At 33.2% G+C, this 22,538-nt stretch carries 17 protein-coding genes; 3 read left to right on the plus strand and 14 right to left on the minus strand.

What is annotated here, in order from left to right; genetic code table 11:
- Window positions 1-53 precede the first annotated feature (53 nt).
- The 12 genes from EZS29_RS03515 to EZS29_RS03570 form a co-directional block, all read right to left on the minus strand.
- Complete coding sequence (locus EZS29_RS03515; RefSeq protein ID WP_130606589.1) at window positions 54-602, minus strand: hypothetical protein; 549 nt, start codon at window positions 600-602, stop codon at window positions 54-56.
- A gap of 134 nt (window positions 603-736) precedes the next feature.
- On the minus strand, window positions 737-3,061 hold the full coding sequence (locus EZS29_RS03520) for a hybrid sensor histidine kinase/response regulator (protein ID WP_130606591.1): 2,325 nt from the start codon (window positions 3,059-3,061) through the stop codon (window positions 737-739).
- A gap of 7 nt (window positions 3,062-3,068) precedes the next feature.
- The gene (locus EZS29_RS03525; RefSeq protein WP_130606593.1) at window positions 3,069-4,517 is read right to left on the minus strand and encodes an ABC transporter substrate-binding protein; all 1,449 of its coding nucleotides are present in this window, start codon (window positions 4,515-4,517) and stop codon (window positions 3,069-3,071) included.
- 27 nt (window positions 4,518-4,544) lie between these two features.
- On the minus strand, window positions 4,545-6,065 hold the full coding sequence (locus EZS29_RS03530) for an ABC transporter substrate-binding protein (protein WP_130606595.1): 1,521 nt from the start codon (window positions 6,063-6,065) through the stop codon (window positions 4,545-4,547).
- Entirely contained in the window at window positions 6,062-6,295 is a 234-nt protein-coding gene (locus EZS29_RS03535) for a hypothetical protein (RefSeq protein WP_130606597.1), read from the minus strand. The genes EZS29_RS03530 and EZS29_RS03535 overlap by 4 nt, the downstream gene beginning before the upstream one ends.
- A gap of 13 nt (window positions 6,296-6,308) precedes the next feature.
- The gene (locus EZS29_RS03540; RefSeq protein WP_130606599.1) at window positions 6,309-7,202 is read right to left on the minus strand and encodes an HEXXH motif-containing putative peptide modification protein; all 894 of its coding nucleotides are present in this window, start codon (window positions 7,200-7,202) and stop codon (window positions 6,309-6,311) included.
- A 146-nt stretch (window positions 7,203-7,348) separates the two neighbouring features.
- Complete coding sequence (gene ilvD, locus EZS29_RS03545; RefSeq protein ID WP_130606601.1) at window positions 7,349-9,025, minus strand: dihydroxy-acid dehydratase; 1,677 nt, start codon at window positions 9,023-9,025, stop codon at window positions 7,349-7,351.
- Between the two features lie 180 nt (window positions 9,026-9,205).
- Window positions 9,206-10,246: a ketol-acid reductoisomerase gene (ilvC, locus tag EZS29_RS03550; RefSeq protein WP_130606603.1), complete on the minus strand. Its 1,041-nt coding sequence runs from the start codon at window positions 10,244-10,246 to the stop codon at window positions 9,206-9,208.
- The gene (locus EZS29_RS03555; protein WP_130606605.1) at window positions 10,234-10,521 is read right to left on the minus strand and encodes an ACT domain-containing protein; all 288 of its coding nucleotides are present in this window, start codon (window positions 10,519-10,521) and stop codon (window positions 10,234-10,236) included. The genes ilvC and EZS29_RS03555 overlap by 13 nt, the downstream gene beginning before the upstream one ends.
- Window positions 10,522-10,530: 9 nt before the next feature.
- A complete protein-coding gene (gene ilvB / locus EZS29_RS03560) occupies window positions 10,531-12,222 on the minus strand; it encodes a biosynthetic-type acetolactate synthase large subunit (protein WP_130606608.1) in 1,692 nt (563 codons plus the stop codon).
- A 275-nt stretch (window positions 12,223-12,497) separates the two neighbouring features.
- Window positions 12,498-14,669, minus strand: coding sequence for a 3-hydroxyacyl-CoA dehydrogenase NAD-binding domain-containing protein (locus tag EZS29_RS03565; RefSeq protein WP_130606610.1), 2,172 nt, complete (start codon window positions 14,667-14,669; stop codon window positions 12,498-12,500).
- Between the two features lie 21 nt (window positions 14,670-14,690).
- On the minus strand, window positions 14,691-16,028 hold the full coding sequence (locus EZS29_RS03570) for a thiolase family protein (RefSeq protein ID WP_130606612.1): 1,338 nt from the start codon (window positions 16,026-16,028) through the stop codon (window positions 14,691-14,693).
- 1,204 nt (window positions 16,029-17,232) lie between these two features.
- On the opposite strand from EZS29_RS03570, the gene EZS29_RS03575 reads away from it, so the two are divergent.
- From EZS29_RS03575 to EZS29_RS03585, 3 genes are all read left to right on the plus strand, one after another.
- Window positions 17,233-17,607 carry a YgiW/YdeI family stress tolerance OB fold protein gene (locus tag EZS29_RS03575; RefSeq protein WP_130606614.1) on the plus strand — a complete coding sequence of 125 codons (375 nt, stop codon included), beginning with the start codon at window positions 17,233-17,235 and terminating at the stop codon, window positions 17,605-17,607.
- A 142-nt stretch (window positions 17,608-17,749) separates the two neighbouring features.
- Window positions 17,750-18,463, plus strand: coding sequence for a YebC/PmpR family DNA-binding transcriptional regulator (locus EZS29_RS03580; RefSeq protein ID WP_130606616.1), 714 nt, complete (start codon window positions 17,750-17,752; stop codon window positions 18,461-18,463).
- A gap of 21 nt (window positions 18,464-18,484) precedes the next feature.
- A complete protein-coding gene (locus EZS29_RS03585) occupies window positions 18,485-20,212 on the plus strand; it encodes a M14 family metallopeptidase (protein WP_130606618.1) in 1,728 nt (575 codons plus the stop codon).
- Here EZS29_RS03585 and EZS29_RS03590 read toward each other — a convergent pair.
- Entirely contained in the window at window positions 20,193-20,669 is a 477-nt protein-coding gene (locus EZS29_RS03590; protein ID WP_130606620.1) for a hypothetical protein, read from the minus strand. The genes EZS29_RS03585 and EZS29_RS03590 overlap by 20 nt on opposite strands.
- A gap of 11 nt (window positions 20,670-20,680) precedes the next feature.
- Window positions 20,681-22,519, minus strand: coding sequence for a tetratricopeptide repeat protein (locus EZS29_RS03595; protein WP_172603756.1), 1,839 nt, complete (start codon window positions 22,517-22,519; stop codon window positions 20,681-20,683).
- Window positions 22,520-22,538 lie beyond the last annotated feature (19 nt).

Genomic DNA, 22,538 nt, shown 5'->3' on the forward strand with positions numbered 1-22,538 from the left:
GAATCTGAGATTTACTCACCCCCTAAAGGAGCAAGAATGCGGCCTTGATTTGTTCAACTGAACTCAGCCTTAGACTTTATAATTATTCTAGACGGAAAACAGCCGCTCGACATGGAGCTTAAAAAATAGATGCACTTCATAATATCTGAGTGGAGTATGAGATCCTGACCCAGTGAACCAAGCACGATATGACAAAACTTTATGCCTAAAGCTAAGAAACTATCCTGAAAAATATCGAAGCATTGCATAAATGAATTTTTTGCAAGAATAGAGGCTGGGTTAAAATGGTCTACTTTTTTTAATGCAGCCGTAGAACCTATACTGACAACTAAACAATGTGCAATTAATTTTTTATCTTCAATAAAATATGTGATTAAATTCCAAAATGCGAGAACATTTACGCGATAAAAATCATCCATCTCTTTTGTATTTGGCACTTCACTTTCGCCGTAGGGGCTTGCACAATGAATGATGAGATCGAAGTGACGGACATTTTTATAAGCTATTTTAATTTTTTCTAGAAAATCTTCACTAGCAATATCTTGGGATAAAAAATATTCTTTTTTGAAAATGTTATCATTATTTCTGCCGATAATAAACATTTCGTATTCATTGTCTAAGCTTAATTCATTGCATATAAAAAGTCTAGGTGCACAAAATCAAGCGCATATTTTAGACGTAGCAAAAATAGAGTTAAACGAGCAAACGAATAATTAAAAAATATATTCAGAATAAGTTAATTAAATTTATGGGGAAATTTTTCTTTTATTTCTGAGTATGAAATAGGAATTTTATCTAAGACGCCATCAAATATCGCGACTTCGTTCTCCACAAACATATTGAGGCTGCTGCAGAGAATAATGGATTTATGAAAGCCAATATCTCTACAGGCTTCAACGAACTTATGTTCAACAATATTTTTCTTATCACCGCAAAAAAAGTAATCAGCTATTATCAGTTCAACTTTTTCCAAATTGTTTATTAAAAATTCAAAGGCTGTTCCTGGGTCAATAAAAGTATAGCACTCAGAATCATGCAATGCATATTTCCAGCAATCTAAATAAAATTCATCGTCATCTATGACTATAACAATCGGTTTTGCTTTATTCGCTAAAATCGATTTTTCATTTCTTTCCAAATGATTTAAAACAATTTTTAAAATATGAATCGACTCCATCGGTTTTGCTAAATAAGAATCAGCTCCGCTTTCAAAGGATTGCTTAAGAATGTCATCTCCTATGCGATTAGAATGTAAATATATTTTAACCACTGCATTTGTTTTTCTAATTTTCTTAGCGATATCATAACCGTCTATTTTTGAGTGATTGAGATCGATATCGCAGAGAACTAAATGAACCGTATGCAAATAAAAATATTTTAAACCTTCAAAAGGATCCTGTTTGCTGATAACTGTGATTTTTATATTATTGAGAAGTTCTTGACAGAGTATTTCGATATAGTTTAAATAGGATTTGTCGTCATCAATATGCAAAATAATAAATTCATTTACTGTATCATTTTTATGAACTAAAATATTATTTATTCTTTGATATATACAAATTTCATCTGATTGAAACAGTTCTTCATGAGATTGGATTTTTTTATACAAAGATGAGTGATTATATAAAACTACATTTTTTATCGCCCTGTCAGCTTGCAGGCAGCTTGGTATTGTAAAACTGAGTTCAACTTCATTTTGCAAAGCGTTAGCAATGAAATTCACTTTGCCGTTGTGATTCTCTACAATTTGCTTGACAATAGCTAAGCCTAGGCCCGTTCCAGAATTCTTTCCTTTCGAATAGAATTTATCAAAGACTTTATCTGAATCATCATGAACACTGGATGTATTGCTATTGATTATGCTAAATTCTATAAATCTTTTATTATCGATAATGAATTCTTCAGTGGATATTTTTAAAGAACCCGTTTTATTCATTGCTTTGATTGCATTGTCAAATATATTGTTCAATACTCGGAGTATTTTGAAATCGTCAGCTTTAATAGAAAATTTGTGTTTTAAATCCCAGCTAATAGAAATTGATGTGTTATTAATACGCGAGAAGATTTGTGCTAGAGATTTGTCAAGAAGAAGTACGGGAGAATGTGAATTGATTTCACATTTTATATCTTCACCAAAATACATGATATCTTTAAAAATATTTTGAATGTATTCGAGTGAAGAGTGTATTTCTTGTTTACCTATTTTGATTAATTTATTTTGCTCATCTTTATTTTTAATTTTATCTATAGAAGTTAAGAGTGATAGTATAAGTGTATAAGGTTTATTCACATCATGGATAATCATTTTGATGGTATCGACCATGGATTTAAAATGGGACATTTTTTCAATTTCATTTTCCCGTTCCTTTATTGTATTTAAAGCTGTTAAAATATTTTCATTATATTGGCATAGACAGCTGTATAAATTATTGATCTCAATAAATTCAGAGATTTTTGTGTCATATAAATCCCCATTTTTAATGTTATCTTCTATATTAAAAATGGGATCTGTGATTTTTTTATAGGTCTGTATATTTCTTTTTTTCTTGTAAAAATAAATAATAAATGATAGAACTGTGCATAAAAAATATGATGAAAAAATAAGAAATATGTCAAGCTTTTTCCCTAAAATTAACTCGCCAATTTCTCTTTTATTTGAGTGAAGTTGGAAATGATATAAAAAGATAAAATTGGTACTTATGCTATACTCGTCGGATATTTTGACTAAAGTATTATCCCTAGAGTGATTTGGCTCTAGCGAAAAAACTTCATGTTTTTCTTTGCTCAGGTCATTTTGTGATATTATTTTAATATAGTCAAAATTATTGCCCATTTTAAGAGAGTTGAGTGTATTATCTATATAAAAAGTATTGCCTATCACAAGCGAGTTTGTCAGTCCAAAGGAAAGTGAATTGGCGATATCTTGTGATTTTACAATATATGCACTCCAAAAAAATACTGCCCATAATGATGTAATGAAAAGCAATATGGCAGCAAAAGCACGCTTGGCCTCTGCTTTGCTTTTTTTCAGAATATAATTTTTAAGCTTTTTTTCTTGCATAAAAAATCTAAGTCTTCATCACAATATTTGAAAAATGAAGAATATATTGTTCCATTTGCTCTGGAGATATTTCTTGAATTTTTTGCGAGTTATAAGTGATATTCTCTTTAAAGCAGAAAATTGGAATAGCAACAGTACTGTCTGAAATATTTTCAGAAATTTCCTTCAATCTTTGACTTAACTCTTCAGTGTTCTTTGAACGTTGGGTTTTACAGTATAATTTGTCAAAATGAAAATCACTTGGATATTGATAAGTTTGAGCACTTTGATTACAAAAGTAACTAAAACTCATAATTGGATTGTCGTTATCCGCAACCTGAGAACACAAACGAAATGGAGAATCTGTGAAATCATCATAGAAAACATGCCAAAGTTTATCAGACTCAACAAACTCTACTTTAAGTCCTATTTCTTGCAATTGTCTTTGTATAGTTAGCTTGTAATTATTACCCAAATAGGAATCTGCTGATATCGGAATTTTATAGGTTTTATTTCTCTCAGTTGTATCCAAACACATAGCTAAGAGTTTTTTTCCTTTTGCAATATTTTGGCTCACTTTGTTTTCGCTTCTACCAATGCTATTTGGGAGAAGAATCTCATGTAATTCTTCACTTTTCCTTTTTGTTTCTTTAGCTATTTCTTCTTTATTCAGTGCCAATTCAATTGCTCTTCTAAAGTTATACTGTTTAGAGAGCTCATGATTGAAGTTAAATAAAATAAGTCTTTTGCCTGTATAGCAACTCAACTCTTCAGTTTTATAATAAGGGTCGTTGGCAAAATTTAACTCTGCATTGCTGAGGTCTGGATTTTGATTTAATTTTGTAAAAAAATAGACAATTTCTGGTTGATTATTTATATTTTCTTTTGCAAGTTTAAGCGTGAACATTTTCTGTTCAGGGTCACTTTCTATAACTTTATAATCTCCTACTCCAATAGGCCATTTTTTCCATTCAATCAGATCTTCACACAACTCTTCTTGTGGAACCAATGAATAATTGGTTTGACAAAGTGAGTTTAAAAAGAAAATATTTTTTTCATTTAGCTGAACAGATAGGCTTAAATCATCAAGTACTTTAATCCCTTCAACTTTTGCAGAGACATAGGGTGTTCCATGGTTTATTTTATCAAGACCCAGAATATCAAAGTTTTCCATCGAACCTTCATTGGGTTTAGAGGCAAAAAAGCTACGGACTAAGCTGAATTCGAGATCTTTTGCATGCACTGAGCGGCCGTTGTGAAAATAGAGATTGGGTTTTAGAGTAAAAATATAAGTATTACTTTCTTCATTATGTTTATAACTTGCTAAGAAATCCGAGCGGAGCTTACCATTTTTAAATGTGAATAATTGGCCAAGTACATTGACTTCGAAATGGTGCCGCGCTTTTGCACTTGCGGATTGTTCCCAAGGGACTTTTGAGAGATTTTCAATATAAAAAGTGATACTCCTATTATTCATAGCAAAAAACTCCTTAAAATTATATTATTAATTTATATAGTTATTATTTAATTTTATATTTGATAAATTTATAAAAACTCCTCCAAACTGAGAACCTAAATCACTTATTTTCGAACTATTATAAGTGATATTTCCTGGCTGTAAAAAAAGAGGAAGAAATATTTTTTCATTATGCATAAATAGGGATAATTTCTTTAATTTTTCATTTAAAATATCACTACTAGGTGATTCTTGTGCTTCATTGTATAAAGTATCAAAGCTTGAATTTTCAGGAAAGTGTCCTTTCAGAGGACTTCCAGTTTTAAAGAAAGAAAATGATAAAAGAGGCTCATAAAAATCTTCAACTAATGATGCTAATCGAAAAGGAGAATTTGTAAATTCATCACTAAACACATCCCAGTATTTTTCAGATTTAATAAATTCAACATTGAAACCTGCTTCGGCAAGTTGTTTTTTCATTACAGATTTGTAATTATCACCAAAATAAGGATCTGAGGTAAATGGTATTTTAATTACGTCATTTTTTGGTATCAACTTTTTAAATATATTTTTTGCTAAACTTATATCTTGTTCAGGTAAAATATTTATCCTTCCAAAATTACTTGGACTTATTGTTTCATACATAGGTTCAGTAGGAGTCGTTGTTTCATTTGAAATGTCTTTTCTATTAAGTGCAGCATCTACGGCTTTTCTAAATTCTAAATTCGAACCTAATTTAGAATTATAATTAAACATTATAACGCGTTTTCCAATGTAACCTGCTATTCTACTCGTTTTATATGATTTATTATTATCGATTCTGAGTTTATCAAATGTAATATCCGGAGTTAAATTTTTCTTTGTTGAAATTATAACATTTTTTGGTGATTTCTCCTCAGAATTTACTAATTCTAACTCAAATAATCCTTCGGATAAATTTATTTCCTTTATTTTATAGCTTCCAGCTCCTATTGGCCATTTTTTCCAAGTCGTTAAGTCTTCATTAAATTCCTCAATTGGGACAAGTGAATAGTTTGACCTAGAAATAGTATATAAAAAAGTTGGATTTGGTGTGTTAGGTTTTACGGTTATTGTCAAATTATTTATAATTTTTATTCCATGTACTTTTCCACTTTTATAGACTTCACCATGTTTAATATTTTCAAGACCCTTAATATTTCTAAAATACATAGATCCTTCATTTGATTTTTTGGCAAAAAAAGTTCGCAAAAGACTAAACTCTAAATCCTTTGATGTGATTTCTCTATTATTTTGAAAGCGTAATCCCTTTTTAAGTCTTAGAATATATTCTTTTGTATTATAATCCCAATCAAATTTATCCAAATATTTTGAAGTAATATTAAAATTTTTATCTATTTCTAAAAGTTGTCCTAAAACATTTGTCGTGATAGCATACCTGGCTGTGGCAGTAGCATTTTCATTCCACGGTTTATCAGTTGGATTATATACATCATAAATTATCTTATTTTCAATTGTCATAGCATATCCTGGGTTGTTATTTAATAAAATTACAAAGCTAGTAGTACTAGCAATAAAAAAACTTCTCATGCTTCGTAGACTCCGTGAGTGGGAGATTGTTTTGTTTCATAAATTCTTTCTAAGTCGCAATGTTTTAAGTCTTTATCTGTGCAGAGTCTTTGTGGAAGTGTGGAATTTATTTTTTTGTAATAATTATTATAAATATTTTCTTTAAGGCTCAATGTATATGAATTATTTTGGTAGCACAAACTACTTGCGATAACTCCGAAAACAGAAATAAATAAATTTTTATTTTTCATATTATATCCTTTTCTATGTTAAGACTATAAAAATATTTATTAGCTTTTGTCCAAGATCTGTAAGTTGGCATTTATTTGAAAAATCATGTAGGCTTAATTTTAAATTTTTTTGTAATGTACTTTTTTTATCTTCAGCATAATCTTTAATTTTTTTATTAAAGATTGACTTTTCTAAAATTAAGTTAAGGGAATGGATCATAAAATAACTGGCAATACGGGCATGAAAAGCTAGTAAAGGAGGTCTTTCTGTTTTTCTGACTGATGAGTAGATCAAGGATGTGCACTTGCTTGCAATAATATTATCAAAAGATTGATAAAGATATAGCAATTGATGTCCAGCTTCGTGAGCAAGCATGAGAATAGTATCAATTTCAATTGATGGGCTCTTTTTATATAAAGGATAGACAAATATATTACCTATGGTCTTATTTGAACTGGAAGAGAAATATGTAAATTTATTATTAATAACTAAAGGTGTGATATTAATAATTAGAGTATTTAAAAACTTGTGGAATAGAGGGGAAATGTTTTCAATTATAAAAAAAGAATTTTTAATAATATTTTCAAACTCTATTATGGAATAAAATGGATAATTTATAGTCTCTTTTGCTTCTATATTTTCTTGTATAAGTTTTGCAAAGCTCCCTTGCTCAGAGCTAGACAGAAGTTGGTCTAACTTTTTTAAAATACTTAAGTCTGTAATTATTTTCTGTTTTTGAAGAATAATTTCATTGTTTACATCTATAAATAATTCTTTACTTTCAAAGCTTTCATCAATACATCCTAGATAAGGTGAATAATCTAGAAATTGATAATTATATTTGATACTCGCTTTTTTAATGATTTGATTTTTTACTTTCGCAAGAATGCAGCATGCATCTTTAATATTTTCAATTGTAAAAAGCATTATAAATTCCTTGATCTAATATAGAAAAAAATTAATAGCATAGAAATGGCTGGTTGGCAAGAATTTATTTGGTTTTAAGATTTTTTAATATTATATTTTATTTGTAAAGTTTAAATGGGAATCAATTTGAAATTAAAATTTCAATTTCACTCACCATCTGTAATACAGCCAAGGCTTGCGGAAGAAACATTTTTTATATATTTAAACAAAGTGCCTTTTGTTACCTTATAAGGTGGCATGACCCATTTTTCTTTTCTACTATTTAATTCTTTGTCAGATATTTCTAAATGGATTGAATTATTTTCAATATTTATGGAAATCATATCATCATTTTCGACTAAAGCAATGGGCCCACCCACTTGTGCTTCTGGGGAGATATGGCCAATGATGAATCCATGGGAACCACCTGAAAAACGACCATCGGTGATAAGTGCAACGTCATTGCCTAGGCCAGCGCCCATAATTGCAGAAGTGGGGCTGAGCATTTCAGGCATACCGGGTCCACCTTTTGGCCCTTCATAACGAATGACAACAACATCCCCTTTTTTAATTTGATTATCTTCAAGTGCTGCAAGCATTTTTTCTTCAGAGTTAAATACTCTTGCTTTGCCGCGGAAAAACAAACCTTCTTTCCCTGTTACCTTAGCAACCGAGCCTTCGGGCGCTAAGTTGCCTTTTAATATTTGCAAATGCCCTGTCTTTTTAATCGGGTCACTTAGGGGGTGAATGATTTTCTGCTCAGGCTGCAGGCCTGGAACTTGTGCTAAATTTTCTGCGAGAGTTTGTCCTGTGGCTGTAAGGCAATCCCCATGTAATAAATTATTCTCAAGCAGCATTTTCATCACGGCAGGCGTTCCTCCCTGCTTTTGCAGATCGGCCATGGTGTATTTGCCGCTGGGTTTGAAATCAGCAAGCAAGGGAATTCTGTTACTTACATTTTGGAAGTCATCCAGTGTTAACTTAATTCCTACGGAATCGGCGACGGCGATCAAATGCAAAACAGCATTGGTCGAGCCCCCTAAAACTGTAATGAGCACCATGGCATTTTCAAAAGCTTTACGCGTCATAATATCGGACGGCTTAATATCTTTCTCTAAAAGTTTGCGCATGGCCGCGCCACTTTGAAAACACTCTTGTACTTTTAAGTTATCGATTGCAGGCGTTGAAGAACTATAGGGTAAACTCATCCCTAATGCTTCGATTGCACTTGCCATCGTGTTTGCTGTGTACATGCCTCCGCAAGCGCCTGCGCCAGGACAAGCTTTTTTTAAGACCTTTTTACGCTCGTCATCATTTATTTTTCCTGCTAAAAATTCGCCGTAGCATTGGAATGCTGACACGATATCAATATCTTTACCATTCAGTTTACCTGGTTGAATCGTACCACCATAAACAATAAAGCCAGGACGGTTTAAACGACCTAAAGCAATCAAGCAACCGGGCATGTTTTTGTCACAGCCTGGAATGGCAATGCAGCCATCATACCACTGGGCCGAGACGATTGTTTCTATGGAATCGGCGATGAGATCTCGAGATTGGAGAGAAAAACTCATCCCATCTGTGCCCATAGAAATGCCATCACTCACACCGATTGTGTTGAAACGCATACCCACGAGCCCAGCATCCTCAACACCTTTTTTTACATGTTCCGATAAATCGAGCAGGTGCATGTTGCATGTGTTTCCTTCGTACCACATGCTAACTATTCCCACTTGTGCTTTCTTAAAATCTTCATCGCTTAAACCTGTGCCATATAGCATAGCTTGTGCAGCACCATGTGCTGCGGGTTCTGTAATACGTGCACTGAATTTATTTAATTTCATAGTTTCTGTTCTGCTCGTTCAATAAAAAATTATATATTAATATTTATATTTGCTAAATAAGACGTTATTTATCATTAATTAAATGTAAAAACATGACTTCTTATTTGAAATTAAGTTCATTTTACGGAAAAAATTTTGTTACTTTGGTCGAATTAATATTTCAAACCAACCTATGTTTTGTTACTTTGGACGAAGCTTTCTCACAGTTTGACCCACTTGCCAGATTTCTTCATTGTGGAGTTTTTCAAGTTCTTTATCTAAAGACGCCTTGTAGTCGGTTTTGCTATTTGCCGAGATAACAATGCGTGCTTCTTCACCTGTGGCAACGCTTTTATAGAGAGCTTTGAATACTGGAAGAGTGGCCTTTTTAAAGCGAGGCATCCAATCAAGCGCTCCTCTTTGTGCTGTAGTGGAACAATTTTTAAACATCCAATCCATGCCATTTTCTGATATCAATGGAACTAGGCTTTGAGTTAATTCTTCAACTGTTTCGTTAAAGGCTTCACTGGGTGAATGTCCATTTTCGCGCAGAACTTCGTATTGTGCTGCGATAATACCTGCAAGAGCTCCCATCAACACACCACGTTCTCCGCAGAGGTCACTGTACACTTCGTGTTTAAAATTCGTTTGAAATAAATAGCCTGAGCCGACGCCAATCCCATAAGCCAAAGCTTTTTCTTCGGCTCTTTGTGAAGAATCTTGGTGCACGGCATAGCTGGAATTGATACCTTTTCCTTCTTTAAAAAGTGTTCTTACGCTGCGTCCCGATCCTTTTGGCGCAACGAGGATAACATCAATACCTGCGGGTGGAATAACTCCTGTTTTGTCTGAATAAGTCACTGAAAAGCCATGAGAAAAACAAAGTGTTTTCCCAGGTGAAAGATATTCGCGCACTGTGTTCCACAACTGCATTTGTGCTGCATCGGATAAGAGGTAACTGATAAAGGATGCTTTTTGGCATGCTTCTTCTATGGAAAATAAATCTTTTTGCGGTACCCAGCCATCCGCAACTGCTTTGTCCCAAGAGGAAGAGTTTTTTCTTTGCCCAATGATCACATTAAATCCATTGTCTTTTAAATTCAGTGCTTGCGCAGGCCCTTGCACACCGTATCCAATAACAGCGATGACTTCATTTTTTAATGCATTTTTTGATTTTTCAAGAGTAAATTCTTCACGTGTAACGACTGTTTCTTCGGTAAATGCAAATTTTAATTTTGACATACGTAAACTTCCTTATTTATGGATTTCACATGATTTTTAAGTTTAGCTTTTACTGTTGTGAGCTCAATAATTTTACTGAGTTGTTTTACTATTTTTTCAACTTTAATTTCATCAATTTCTAATTCAATATAGAAATTTGTATTAAAATTTTGTTTTGATCTTTCAAATTTAAATTGATCAATAAGTAAACGGTTTCTTAAAAAAACATTGGATAATCTTTGAAAGACATCGAGAGAATTTTCTGCAATGATCGAAATAACATATGTTGATTTCACAAATCCTCCTTAAGAAAAACGAACCTCGCTGACACCAGCACCCGATGGAATCATAGGAAAAACATTTTCACTTTTTAAAACTTTTACCTCTAAAAAATAAGATTCTTTTGCAGAAACAAGCTCATCTAAATAATCATTTAACTCAGTATGATTTTCAGCTTTATTTGCACGAATGCCATATCCTTCCATGATTTTTATAAAATTTGGGTTGTGCATTTCAGTGCTTGAGATCCGATTCTCAAAAAAAAGTTCTTGCCATTGCCTTACCATTCCTAGAAAACTATTATTTAACACAATTATTTTCAATGGAATTTTCTCTTGCATAATCACACCCAATTCTTGAATGTTCATTTGAAAACCCCCATCACCAATAATTGCAATGACCTCCCTCTCTCCTGCTCCAAGTTTTGCGCCAATTGCTGCAGGCAAAGCAAATCCCATTGTTCCCAGACCACCCGAAGAAATATGTGAATTATTGCATTTAAAATTATAATAACGTGCAGCTACCATCTGATGTTGACCAACATCTGTTACAATAACTGCATTGCCATTTGTTTTTTGCGATAAAAGATGAACAACTTCTGCCATCTTAATTTCTTTTTCATTTTTATGATTTAATTCTTTGTGTATTACTTCATTATATTCTCTTTCATAATATTTTTTAAATTTATCGATCCAGTTATCATGATTGTTTTCATGAACACCTTCTTGAAGTATTTCAACAATTTCTTTTGCATCACCTATAAGCGCAACGGTGCATTTTACATTTTTATTTATCTCAGAAGGATCGATATCTATGTGAATTATTTTTGCCTGTTTTGCGAAGCTATTAAGATTTCCAGTAACCCGATCATCAAAACGCATACCAATGGCAATAATCACATCTGCATCATTTGTTAAAAAATTAGCAGCATAATTACCATGCATACCAAGCATTCCTACATATAATGGATGATCACAAGGAAATGCAGATAAACCTAAAAGAGTACAGGCAACAGGAATTTTTACTTTATTTGCAAAAGCTAAAAGTTCATTCTCCGCCTTTGCTAACGTAACACCATGACCAGCCAATATATAAGGTTTTTTGGCATTATTGATCAATGTGATAGCGAGCGAAATATTATCAATAAAATGACTTTCAAATTTTTTATTTAATGCAGTGAAATTAAATGACTCATCTTTGTATTCAAACATTTCAATTTGAGCATCTTTTGTAATGTCAATTAATACGGGACCAGGCCTGCCCAATTGAGCGATGTAAAATGCTTTTGCAATGACATATGGAATTTCTTTTGCGCTTGTTATTTGATAATTCCATTTTGTAATTGAAGTTGTCATTGATATAATATTTGCTTCTTGAAAAGCATCTGTCCCTAATAAAGAACTTGGAACTTGTCCCGTAATACAAACAACGGGAGTCGAATCGAGCATAGCATCACAAATTCCAGTTAATAAATTCGTTGCACCTGGACCCGAAGTTGCAAAACAAACTCCTGTTTTTCCAGAAATTCGTGAATAACCTTGAGCTGCATGTATTGCGCCTTGTTCATGTCGCGTAAGAACATGTCGAAGTTTTTTATCGAAATCATATAGAGCATCGTAAATTGGCATGATTGCTCCACCAGGATAACCAAAAATCAATTCCGTTTTTTGACAAAGTAACGACTTGAGCAGCATGGCTGCACCAGTGATTTTTTCCATTTTATTTTCTCTTTTATTTGGAACTGAAAAACCCCCGGGCTCTGAGAGCGGCGGGGGTTTATAGTTTGTTATTTTGTCGTAATAACTCTATACAAAGCCCTCGCGTAGGGGATTTAGGATGAGCACAATAATGACGACTAGAACGATTACAGAAATATTTATTTTATTTTTATTATTGAGTCTATTAATTGTTGTGTTAGTCATAAATCCCTCGTCGGCTTCATATTCATAACGAACACTAAAGATTTATTGTAATACTGTCAAGTAAGCTGTTCTTAAAAATCCCAATATGCTGCAGGCTCAAAACGCTTTCCATGTTTTAGTGCTAATTCATTTAATTTTTCTTTTACATTTTTCTTGCCAAGGACTTTTGCATAGTGAAATGGTCCCCCTAAAAAGGGAGGAAAACCAAGGCCAAATATTGCACCTAAATCGCCTTCATCTTCAGACTTAATTATTTTTTCATCTAAGCATCGAGCAGCTTCATTTAAAAATACATAGACGCATCGGTCAGCAATTTCTTTGTGATCAAAATTACTTCTATCTATATTGAAATGTTTATAGATTGTAGAGTCGGGTTTGTCTTTTTTATTGTCTACGTAACAATAAAATCCTTTATTGTTTTTTCGCCCCTTTCTATCTTCCTTAGCGATATTTTCAATTTCATTTGGTACTTTAAGTCTTTCGGAAAAGGCATCGAATAATACTTGAATAATATGTTCTCCAACATCTATTCCCACTTCATCAAGTAAAGTAATTGGACCGACTGGCATACCAAATTTTTCCATGGCATTATCTATATCTTCGATTTTTCCACCTTCAGCTAAAATATTGAGAGCCTCTGCAATTTGAAAAGCTAAAATGCGTGTAGTGTAAAATCCCGGTCCATCATTAACTACAATAATTTGTTTTCCCATTTTCGATGCAAGATCAAATATAGCTGAAGCAGCTTCTTGTGATGTTTTATCTGTGGTAATTATTTCGACCAAAGGCATTTTTGGTACAGGAGAAAAGAAATGCATACCAACAACATTTTGCGGTTTTTTAGCGGCTGCTGCAATTTGGTGAATGGGGAGACTACTTGTATTGGTTGCGAATATAAAATTCTCATTTTGGATTGCATTTTCACATTTTTTTAAAACATCATGCTTAATTTTTACATCTTCAAAGACCGCTTCAATCACAATGGGCGATGTTTTTAAGGTTGAAAAACTCATGGAGGGGCTCACACGATAAATTTGTGAATCTCTTTCAAACCATTTTATTCTTCTTCTTTTAAAGCGCTCTTCAAAATAGCTGCTGACAGATTTTAAACCCCTCTGCAGCCCGTTGGCATCTTTGTCGATCATAGCTGTGCGGATATTTTTCTCAGCTAAGACCGTTGAAATTCCACTCCCCATCAAACCTGCACCCAAAACACCAACTGTGGCATCACCTTGATTGAGAGGATCCATGTAAAGATTTTTTGCTTTTTCTTGGACTGCTTTTGGGTAAGGATTTTTCTTTGCGGCTGTCATAATATTAAAAATATGAACAAGGGAGCGACTTTCTTCACTGATCACGAGTTCACTGAAGAGTTTTGCTTCTACATCAAGACCTTTTTCAAGCGGTAATTCAACTCCCCGCATAACAGCTTCAAGCGCTTTAAGAGGTGCTGGATAACGACCTTTTGTGCTTTTCATGACCATTGCTCGACTTTGTTTAGAAATAACAGCTCTGCCAAAGGGATTGCCTTCCAGCGCAATTTTTTGCATATCAAAACTGCCTTGCATAGAAGAAACGATGCCTAAAGAAGAGGGAAGTCTTCTAATAGATCCTTTTTTCTTTTTGCAAAGTGCGAGTGCTTTTTCAAAGAGTTGATTTTCGGGTACGAGTTCATCGATAAGACCCATTTTAAGTGCTTTTTTCCCATCCACTTTTTTTCCAGTAAGAATAAGGTCAAGTGCTTGAGCAATGCCAACAAGGCGAGGAAGTCTTTGTGTCCCGCCACCCCCCGGCAAAATACCAAGTTGCACTTCAGGTAAGCCCAATTGAGTAGAAGCATGTGCAGTGCAAATGCGATAATGACATGCGAGTGCAAGCTCGAGTCCACCGCCAAGACAAGTGCCATGAATTGCGGCGACAGTTGGCACTTTAGCGTTGGCAAAATAGTTTGTAATGCGATGGAGTTCTTTGCTCCCTCTTTCGCCCGCCGCTTTGTCTGTAAATGTTTTAAAAATGGAAATATCAGCACCAGCAGCAAAGCAATTGTGTTTAGAAGATTTTATTATAATACCTTCAAGTTTATCATTTGCTAATATTTTTGGCATGTTTTCGTCAATATCTGCAAGCATTTCGAGGGTGAAGCTATTCACACCTTTGCTTTCATCATTCATATCAATTATGCAGATATTATTTTCATATTTAAATTGAAATACCTTAGATTTGGAAACGAGATTAGCAGACATAAATTAATAACTCCTATATTGTTACTTTGTTTCAAGTAACACAGACATTCCTATTCCACCTGCAGCGCAAACTGAGACCAACGCATATTTTCCATTTTTTCTTTTAGCAATTCTTAGAGCATTGCCAATCAAGCGTGCACCCGTGGCTCCAAATGGATGACCAATAGCAATAGCGCCACCTTGAATATTTAATTTGTCTACAGGAATATCTCCAAAAACAGGCATATCTAATTTTTCGCGGCAGAATTTTTCATTTTTCATGGCATCGAGGCAGCTCAGAACTTGTCCCGCAAATGCTTCATGAATCTCGTAAACGTCAATATCTTCTTTGCGTAGGTTATTATTTTTAAGAATTTTAGGAATGGTGTAGGCAGGACCAATCAATAATTGGTCATTTGGATCAACGCCTACAGTGATAAAATCAACAATATAACCAAGCACTGGAAGGTTTTTTTCTTTTACGTAATTCTCACTGGCGAGGAGAAGTCCAGCTGCTCCATCCGTCAGAGGACTTGCATTTCCTGCAGTAATCGTACCCGTTTTACGATCAAAAACAGGTTTGAGTTTACTCATGGCTTCAATTGTGGTTTCAGGGCGGATCATATTGTCTTTATCGACAAAAATTGTTTTATCTTTTCCGCACCAGATCGGAATGATTTCGTCTTTAAGATAACCAGCTTCAGTTGCTTTTGCGGCATTTATGTGACTTTTATAAGCAAGTTCATCTTGACGCTCACGGGAAACGTTATTTTTAACACACATTATTTCTGCATGTTCGCCCATAGTGAGTCCTGTAAACGGTTCGGCTAGGGCTGGTGGTTTAGGCAAAAACCATTTAGGGTTTACGCTGCCAATCAAGGAAAGTCGTTCCTTAAAAGATCTAGCCCTCGACATTTTGGTTAAAAAACGACGGGCTTCATCGGAAAAAGGAATGGGTACATCGGAAAGAACTTCAACACCACCAGCAAGAACCAGTTGATTTTTGCCAAGGCGAATTCTATCCGCAGCTATTTCTGCGGTCTGTAAGGAAGAATCACAGGCTTTATTCAAGGTAAATCCAGCAATTGAAGTTGGCAGTCCTGAAAATAAAACGATTTCGCGTGCAAGGTTGGCATTTTTTGTCTGCGGAATAACCACTCCCCATATACATTCATCTACATCCGAAGCCTGAACTCCAGTCCTTGCTATCAGTTCTGTCGCAACCCTTAAGCTGAGTGATAAAGCGGTTTCATTTTCAAATACGCCAAAAGATTTCACAAAAGGAGAGCGGACGGCGCCAACGACTGCTACGCGCTCACTTTTAGCATTGGAATTCCTTTTACTATCACCATATCTATCTTGGCTTTCGTTGTTATCCATTTTATCCTCACTGAGTTGTTAAAAGTATAAATCCACTCTTTTTATGGGTGTACAGTATCAGAAAACTTTCAGAGCCCCAAATTTTTAAGAATTTGCGTAGGAAAAATTTTATTTTGCATATGCAAAAGTGAAAGCTATTGATATCTAGAAGTTATTAGATATAAAAAAGTAATTATATTTTAAAAAAAAATTTTGTTTTATTAAAGAGAAGAATAATAAAAAAGGCTTAAGTACCTAAAGAATAAAAGCTCAATTATGAGTTGGGCATATGGAATTAAGTTGATACAAACTTTTAATTAAATAAAAAAATTTAAATATTTTTGAATTTTCAAAACAAATTTCATAAATTTTTTATAATATAAAAAATTAAACAATATAGCCTAATATTTTAAATTGCAATAAACCTTCATTTTTAATTAAGAGGAGTTCAACAATGGTTCTATGATCAAGACGTACAAAGAAAGTAATTAGAAGAAACTTAGTTCAGTTCACTATTTCTGGTCTTACAAAATCTCAATTTTGTAAGAAACATAATTTATCAATGTCTTAAAAATAAAGATGGTGTTCAGACGCATTCGAAATTCATTATTTTAATGATGAAAAAGTTTATGTTGCCTATTCTTAAGACTGTAAGGACTGAGAAGTTATTAGTTACGTTGCGTCTAAGGAGCCGTTATTAGGAAAATCTATTGACGAATCAATGACTCGCTCCGTGGAAAAAGTTTTAAAAGTTACAAAGCTAAGCGATAAATAGAGTGACTCAGAGATTGATGATCGATTTATAGAGATAAATCAGTTCAAAATATAGCAAGAACTCTTGGACTAAAGATTTGCTATACTTCTCCATATTAATATGTGAATGCATATATTTTATAGCTAATAAAGAGCGAATAGCATTAGGATTTGATAAGAGTTATAAAGATTGAATTTTAAGAATAAATATATTTGACAATTATCTTCTCTTTGGTATGTATACTGATTTCTCTATAAATAGTTAAGAAAATATTTTAATAATACATCAAACAAGTAGATATTTAAGTCTATACGACTATGATGAAATAGTATTTTGTGAAATGCTGATATAATGCCAACGGTTCTGACACAGGGCTGAGAATATATATATAACAACTTCTTGCATTAGTAACCCGCTTGATACATTATTTATGTTTAATGTGTGGTTTGGTTTCTTTTTAAGGAGATTTTCATGTCTATATTTAAGTATTCTCTTGTTTTTGGAGCATTTTTCATAACTTTAGGAGCTCAGGCAGAGTTTGTCAGTTCAAAAAAGTCTGATAGTGAAATGACAATTAAAGCAGCACTTGAATTAAAAGATAAAGAACCTGTTGTGGTTGTTGGCAAGATTACCAAAGAAATTAGAAGTGAAAAATTTTTAGTTGTCGATTCAACCGGTGAAATTTGTGTTGATATCGATAAAAAAATAATGCCAACTGAAAAGTTTGATGAAACAATCAATATTAAAATTTCAGGAGAAATTGATAAAGATTTTAAATTAAATGGGGATCAGTGTGATAAATTTAAAATCGATGCAAAATCGGTAGAAATTGTAAAAAGTAAATAATTAATTTTTATGTAAAGCGTATTTTACTAACTTATCTTTGCATTCCGTTAGCAAAATGGTAGTCCGATGAAAGGTGCATTTTCTTACGGAATTTTTGCATTTATATTTAATTGAATCTTCTAACTATTTTAAAGGAATTTGTATGGGTCGTCATAATACAATTGCAGGTCGAATGGCATCGAGTGCTGCTGCGAAAGGGCGTCTTTTTACGAAGCTGGCACGTGAAATAATGGTCAGTGCACGTGGAGGGAGTGATATAAATAGCAACTCAGCATTGAGAGCTGCAGTGAATAAAGCTCGTGATAACAGCATGCCAAAAGATAATATTGAAAGAGCCATAAAAAAAGGCGCTGGTGAAATGAAAGGAATGTCTTTCGAAGAGATTACTTACGAAGGATATGGCCCAAACGGCTCAGCAATTATGGTGGAAGTTTTGACCGACAATCGCAATCGTACACATCCTGAGTTGCGTCGTATTTTTCAAAAGAATGCTGGGAACATGGGCGAAATGGGTGTTGTTGCTTGGATTTTCAAGAAACGTGGAGTTTTTGTCATTGATTTGGAAAAAGTGAATGAAGAAAAAATAATGGAAATAGCTCTTGATGCAGGCGCTGAAGATATTATAACAGAAGATAACTACACAACTGTCTATACAGAGGTTGTAGATTTTGCTGCTGTGCGAGAAGCTTTGATTGCTGCGGAAATTCCGTTCGAAAAAGCCGGATTAGAATTAATTCCCGAAAATCATGTTACTTTAACTGGTGATAATGCGAAAGCAGCACTTGAGCTCGTTGAAAAATTAGAAGAACACGATGATGTTCAAAATGTTTACCATAACTTTGCGATTGAGGATTAACATATATTAAAGGAGATTATTATGTCGCAGTATCTTTTTCCTGATAAATATTTAAACTATAAGGATATGATGAGTGACATAAATCTCCTCTGCAATCACTTCCCCAAAAAATGTGAAGTAGAGAAAATAGAAATAGCAAAAACAATTGAAGGTCGAGCAATAATTGCTATTCGTGTATTTCCAAAAGGTAAGCAGGTTGATCAACCCACATTGTGGATGGATGCCAATATGCATTCTATAGAATTAATAGGGACAAATACTGTTCTTGCCCATATAGAATTTTTAAAAACAAAATTAGTTGGAAATGAAAAAAAATATTTTGATATAAATTATGTTTTTGTTCCTCGTATTTGTCCTGATGGAGCAGAAGTTTATTTTATCGATAGTAAAGTTAATCGAAGCAATGCACGAGACTCTCGTTCGCAAAAAGAATTGGGCTCTGTGTGGCAAAGAGAATGCTTGTTAGAAAAAGATGAAAGAAAAATAGAGATAGAATTATTTAAAAATAAAAAGCGCATAGGTTTTATGCGGAAAAAAAGTGAAGCTGGTATTTGGACTTGCGATGAAATGTATCCGGAATTAATGCGGCGAAGAGAATTAGGAGATGAAGGACCTTTCTTTGATATATATCCAGAAGGTAATATTTTAAATTTCGATGGAATAAATATTCCCTCGAGTTTTTCTGTTTCAGAGAATGAAATAGATCTCAATCGTAATTTTCCTACAGATTGGGCAGCACATATTATAGAAAATAAAAGCGGTAAAATGCCTCTATCAGAAATAGAAAGTCGCGCAATTGCCGACTTTGCAACGAAAATTCCTAATATATATTTTTGGTTGAATTATCATACATTTGGAGGGGTCTTTATCAGACCGCCCGGGCGTTTTTCTGACGAAGAAATGAATATTTTTGATCGGAGTATTTATCACTCTATTGATACAAAACTCGAAGAAATAACAAAATATCCTGCTGTCTCTGGATTTCAAGAATTTACTTATATTCCAGGCAAGCCTTTACGAGGAGCATTGACGGAATATGCCTATAATGCTTTAGGTGCTTTCAGTTATGTCTGTGAGCTTTGGGATCTCCCTGTTCGTTTAGGCAGACAGGAAAGACCCTTTATCAAGCGCTACGAAAATTGGTCAAAGAAAGAGTGGCGTCAGTTTTATGAATTTGACCGTAGTGAAAACAATTCATTGATTTTTGGTCATCCTTGGAAAGCATATCAACATCCACAATTAGGTGAAATGGAAATATCAGAATTCCCGGTGCAAATTGGGATTCATAATCCACCGCAAAAATTAATTTCTGAAGTTATTCAAAATCAAGTAAAGTTGTTACCTTTGCTTGTTGATTTAGCACCCAAACTAAAAATAGAAGTTAAAATCGAAAATACCGAAGATAAAAATTTAAAATATGCTTTATTAACTATTCAAAACAATGGTTTTTTACCGACTTTTATATCTGAAGAAAGAAACAAAGCTCAAGGTAGTAAAAAAATATTAGTAGAAGTTATTGAAGTAAAAAATGGAAAACTCATTGGTGAAAGTGTTTATCACTTAAATGAATTATATGGTTATGCACGAATTAATAATGGCTGGCTTGACAGCGCCGATTCTGGAACAAGCAAACAAACTTTGCAAATATTAAGAATTCCATTTATTGCTGATAAACATAATTTGGGTGTTGTGTTTAAAGTGAGTTTTGCTTGTATCGGAGAGTATTTTATCACTTTGGGAGAGGTTTAGAATCTTGTTCTTTGTCTTCATCTTCAAGCCATTCATGTAAACCATGTTTGCGTAAGGCATCTATAATAGCTGAGCGTTCGGTTACTATCATCTCTCTTTCGCAGAATTTATTGTCTAAATATCCTCTGTGATCGTCGTATGGATTACAAATAGCCAAGCGGTATTCTGATAAAGGTGCCGCACCGACACTCATTAAATCATCAAAATTTTCTAAGCTCACTTCAGAAAAATCATATTTAAGTTGATGGCTTGGTATATAAGGGAGATTGTGTGAGCGAGCTAAGCAGCGTGCAAGAGACGATTCGTCAACATAATTCAAATCTAGCAGGGCATCCGCAACTGAAAGTTTCCAAGATTCAGCATACTTTGTTACGATTATCCAATCAACGCGATCAATTCTAATTTCATTGGAAAGAGCTTCGAATAAATGCGGTAAAATAAAAGATGTCGTTGTCATGAAAATTCCGTTCAATCATTTTCTGGGTCAATATCAATGGCTTTTTTAGCTTCCAGTATCTTGCTACCGATACTTTGCTGAATACGGGAAAGCTCAGGATCGGACTCAAGTTGATAAGGAAGCATATCTTCTAAAATTTTGCTAGTACTTTCGAAGGTTCTAAGTGAGTCTTCAAAATATTTTAATTTTAATTGTGCTGAAGCTAAATGATACAAAATTACGGGTTCATCTGGTTCTATCTTAATTGCTTCTGTTATGTATTTAAAGGCATTCTTATAATCATTTTTTTGATAATAGAGCCATCCCAGTGAATCCAAATAAAAACCATTTTTTGGATTCAATGCCACTGCTTTTAATAAAACTTTTTTGGCGAGTTCAAGTTTTTTATTATTTTCTACCAAAGAATATCCGAGAAAATTGAGTCCATCTGCATATTTTGGCCAACGAGAAACAATTTGTTCAGCAAATTTAATAGAAGAATCATCGGATTTTAAATATTTTAGATACTCAGCTTTTTTCAAATAAAGTTCCTTTGCATCAGAATGAGTTGCAATGGATTTATTAAGTATTTCAATAGCATCGTTATATTTATTAAAATAGGCTAGTATTGAAGATTTAAAAAGAGTGTCCTCAACTATATTCTTTTCTGAAAGAGTAAATTTATAAATTTGTTGTTCAGCAAGTACTTTTTGATTCGTATTGATATAAATAATAATTTTTTCTTTTTGTGCATCAGTATAATATTCGTTGTCTTCTTTTATTTCATTTAAATACATGAGAGCTACATCAAATTTTCGAACTTTTTCATTACAAATTGCAAGATAATATTTAATTGATGAGTTTTCAAAATTTATTTTAAGCAGTTCATATAACCTTCTCTCAGACTCCTCATAATCTCTATTTATAAGCATGATCTTCGCTATTTGAAATGTGAACTCAGGTGGAAAAGGTATTTGATCATCTGAACTAGATTCAAGCTTAAGAAGTATAGATAGTGCTTCTTGCGTTTTATTCTGAAAAAGTAAAATATTAATGTAGTTCTGTGCATTCAGGTTATTATCTATTTCTTTATCGAAAGCGAGTTTAAAATATTTTTCTGCTTCACGATAGTTCTTTAAACTTTGATTAATTTTTCCTAAGAATATAAATGTTTCAATAACATCTTGATCTACAGAATAAGCTTTTTTAGCATAATAAAGTGCTTTTTGGTAATTTTTTTCTTGATAATAGTTCTTAGCTAAAGTTAATAATACATTACTTGATCGCGGGTTCTTAGTTAAATATGATTCTAAAACTTTTTTTGCATTTGTTTTAGAGTATGAGGAATAAAAAATAACGATAGCTTCGTCTTTAGGAAATTTTTTAAATGCTTTTTCTAAAGTTTTAACGAGAGATCCATTGTTATTTTGCATTTGATAAACGCTGGCAAGAGCTAACATTGGTTCTGAATATTTCGGATATAGAATTGTCAAGCGGTTTGCTATTTCTTGTGCATCATTGAGTTTTTTGAGTTGAGCTTTTACATTTATTAAATTTAAGCCAGCAGCTAAGCTTTGTGAATATTGAAAGCAGACTTCAAAAAGTTTTTCTGCACTTTCAAATTGACCTTTCTCTTCTAAGTTTTTTGAGAGAAGAAATGCTTCATTTGCTTGAGATTCAGATAAATGTCCTGTTGCGGCATCATGTAATATTTTATCTAAACGAATTTGTGCATATTGTGGTACATTTGCACGAAGAGAGGTAATATTTGTTTCATCATTATTTAATTTTGTTTCACGTGAATTTTTTAATGATTGACATGCAGATATAAAAATTAATATTGTAACAGCGGAAACATATTTAAACTTCAAACTTGAATTCCTTATCAAG

It is taken from the genome of Fluviispira sanaruensis (assembly GCF_004295685.1).
Classification (GTDB): Bacteria; Bdellovibrionota_B; Oligoflexia; order Silvanigrellales; family Silvanigrellaceae; genus Silvanigrella; species Silvanigrella sanaruensis.

Bases quoted from the DNA above. Each gene is read 5' to 3' on its own strand.
- EZS29_RS03530 (WP_130606595.1), bottom strand. From the start codon at position 6,065: ATGAGAAGTTTTTTTATTGCTAGTACTACTAGCTTTGTAATTTTATTA.
- ilvD (WP_130606601.1), bottom strand. From the start codon at position 9,025: ATGAAATTAAATAAATTCAGTGCACGTATTACAGAACCCGCAGCACAT.
- EZS29_RS03575 (WP_130606614.1), top strand. From the start codon at position 17,233: ATGTCTATATTTAAGTATTCTCTTGTTTTTGGAGCATTTTTCATAACT.
- EZS29_RS03590 (WP_130606620.1), bottom strand. From the start codon at position 20,669: ATGACAACGACATCTTTTATTTTACCGCATTTATTCGAAGCTCTTTCC.
- EZS29_RS03535 (WP_130606597.1), bottom strand. From the start codon at position 6,295: ATGAAAAATAAAAATTTATTTATTTCTGTTTTCGGAGTTATCGCAAGT.
- EZS29_RS03585 (WP_130606618.1), top strand. From the start codon at position 18,485: ATGTCGCAGTATCTTTTTCCTGATAAATATTTAAACTATAAGGATATG.
- EZS29_RS03515 (WP_130606589.1), bottom strand. From the start codon at position 602: ATGTTTATTATCGGCAGAAATAATGATAACATTTTCAAAAAAGAATAT.
- EZS29_RS03540 (WP_130606599.1), bottom strand. From the start codon at position 7,202: ATGCTTTTTACAATTGAAAATATTAAAGATGCATGCTGCATTCTTGCG.
- ilvC (WP_130606603.1), bottom strand. From the start codon at position 10,246: ATGTCAAAATTAAAATTTGCATTTACCGAAGAAACAGTCGTTACACGT.
- ilvB (WP_130606608.1), bottom strand. From the start codon at position 12,222: ATGGAAAAAATCACTGGTGCAGCCATGCTGCTCAAGTCGTTACTTTGT.
- EZS29_RS03570 (WP_130606612.1), bottom strand. From the start codon at position 16,028: ATGGATAACAACGAAAGCCAAGATAGATATGGTGATAGTAAAAGGAAT.
- EZS29_RS03580 (WP_130606616.1), top strand. From the start codon at position 17,750: ATGGGTCGTCATAATACAATTGCAGGTCGAATGGCATCGAGTGCTGCT.
- EZS29_RS03520 (WP_130606591.1), bottom strand. From the start codon at position 3,061: ATGCAAGAAAAAAAGCTTAAAAATTATATTCTGAAAAAAAGCAAAGCA.
- EZS29_RS03525 (WP_130606593.1), bottom strand. From the start codon at position 4,517: ATGAATAATAGGAGTATCACTTTTTATATTGAAAATCTCTCAAAAGTC.
- EZS29_RS03565 (WP_130606610.1), bottom strand. From the start codon at position 14,669: ATGTCTGCTAATCTCGTTTCCAAATCTAAGGTATTTCAATTTAAATAT.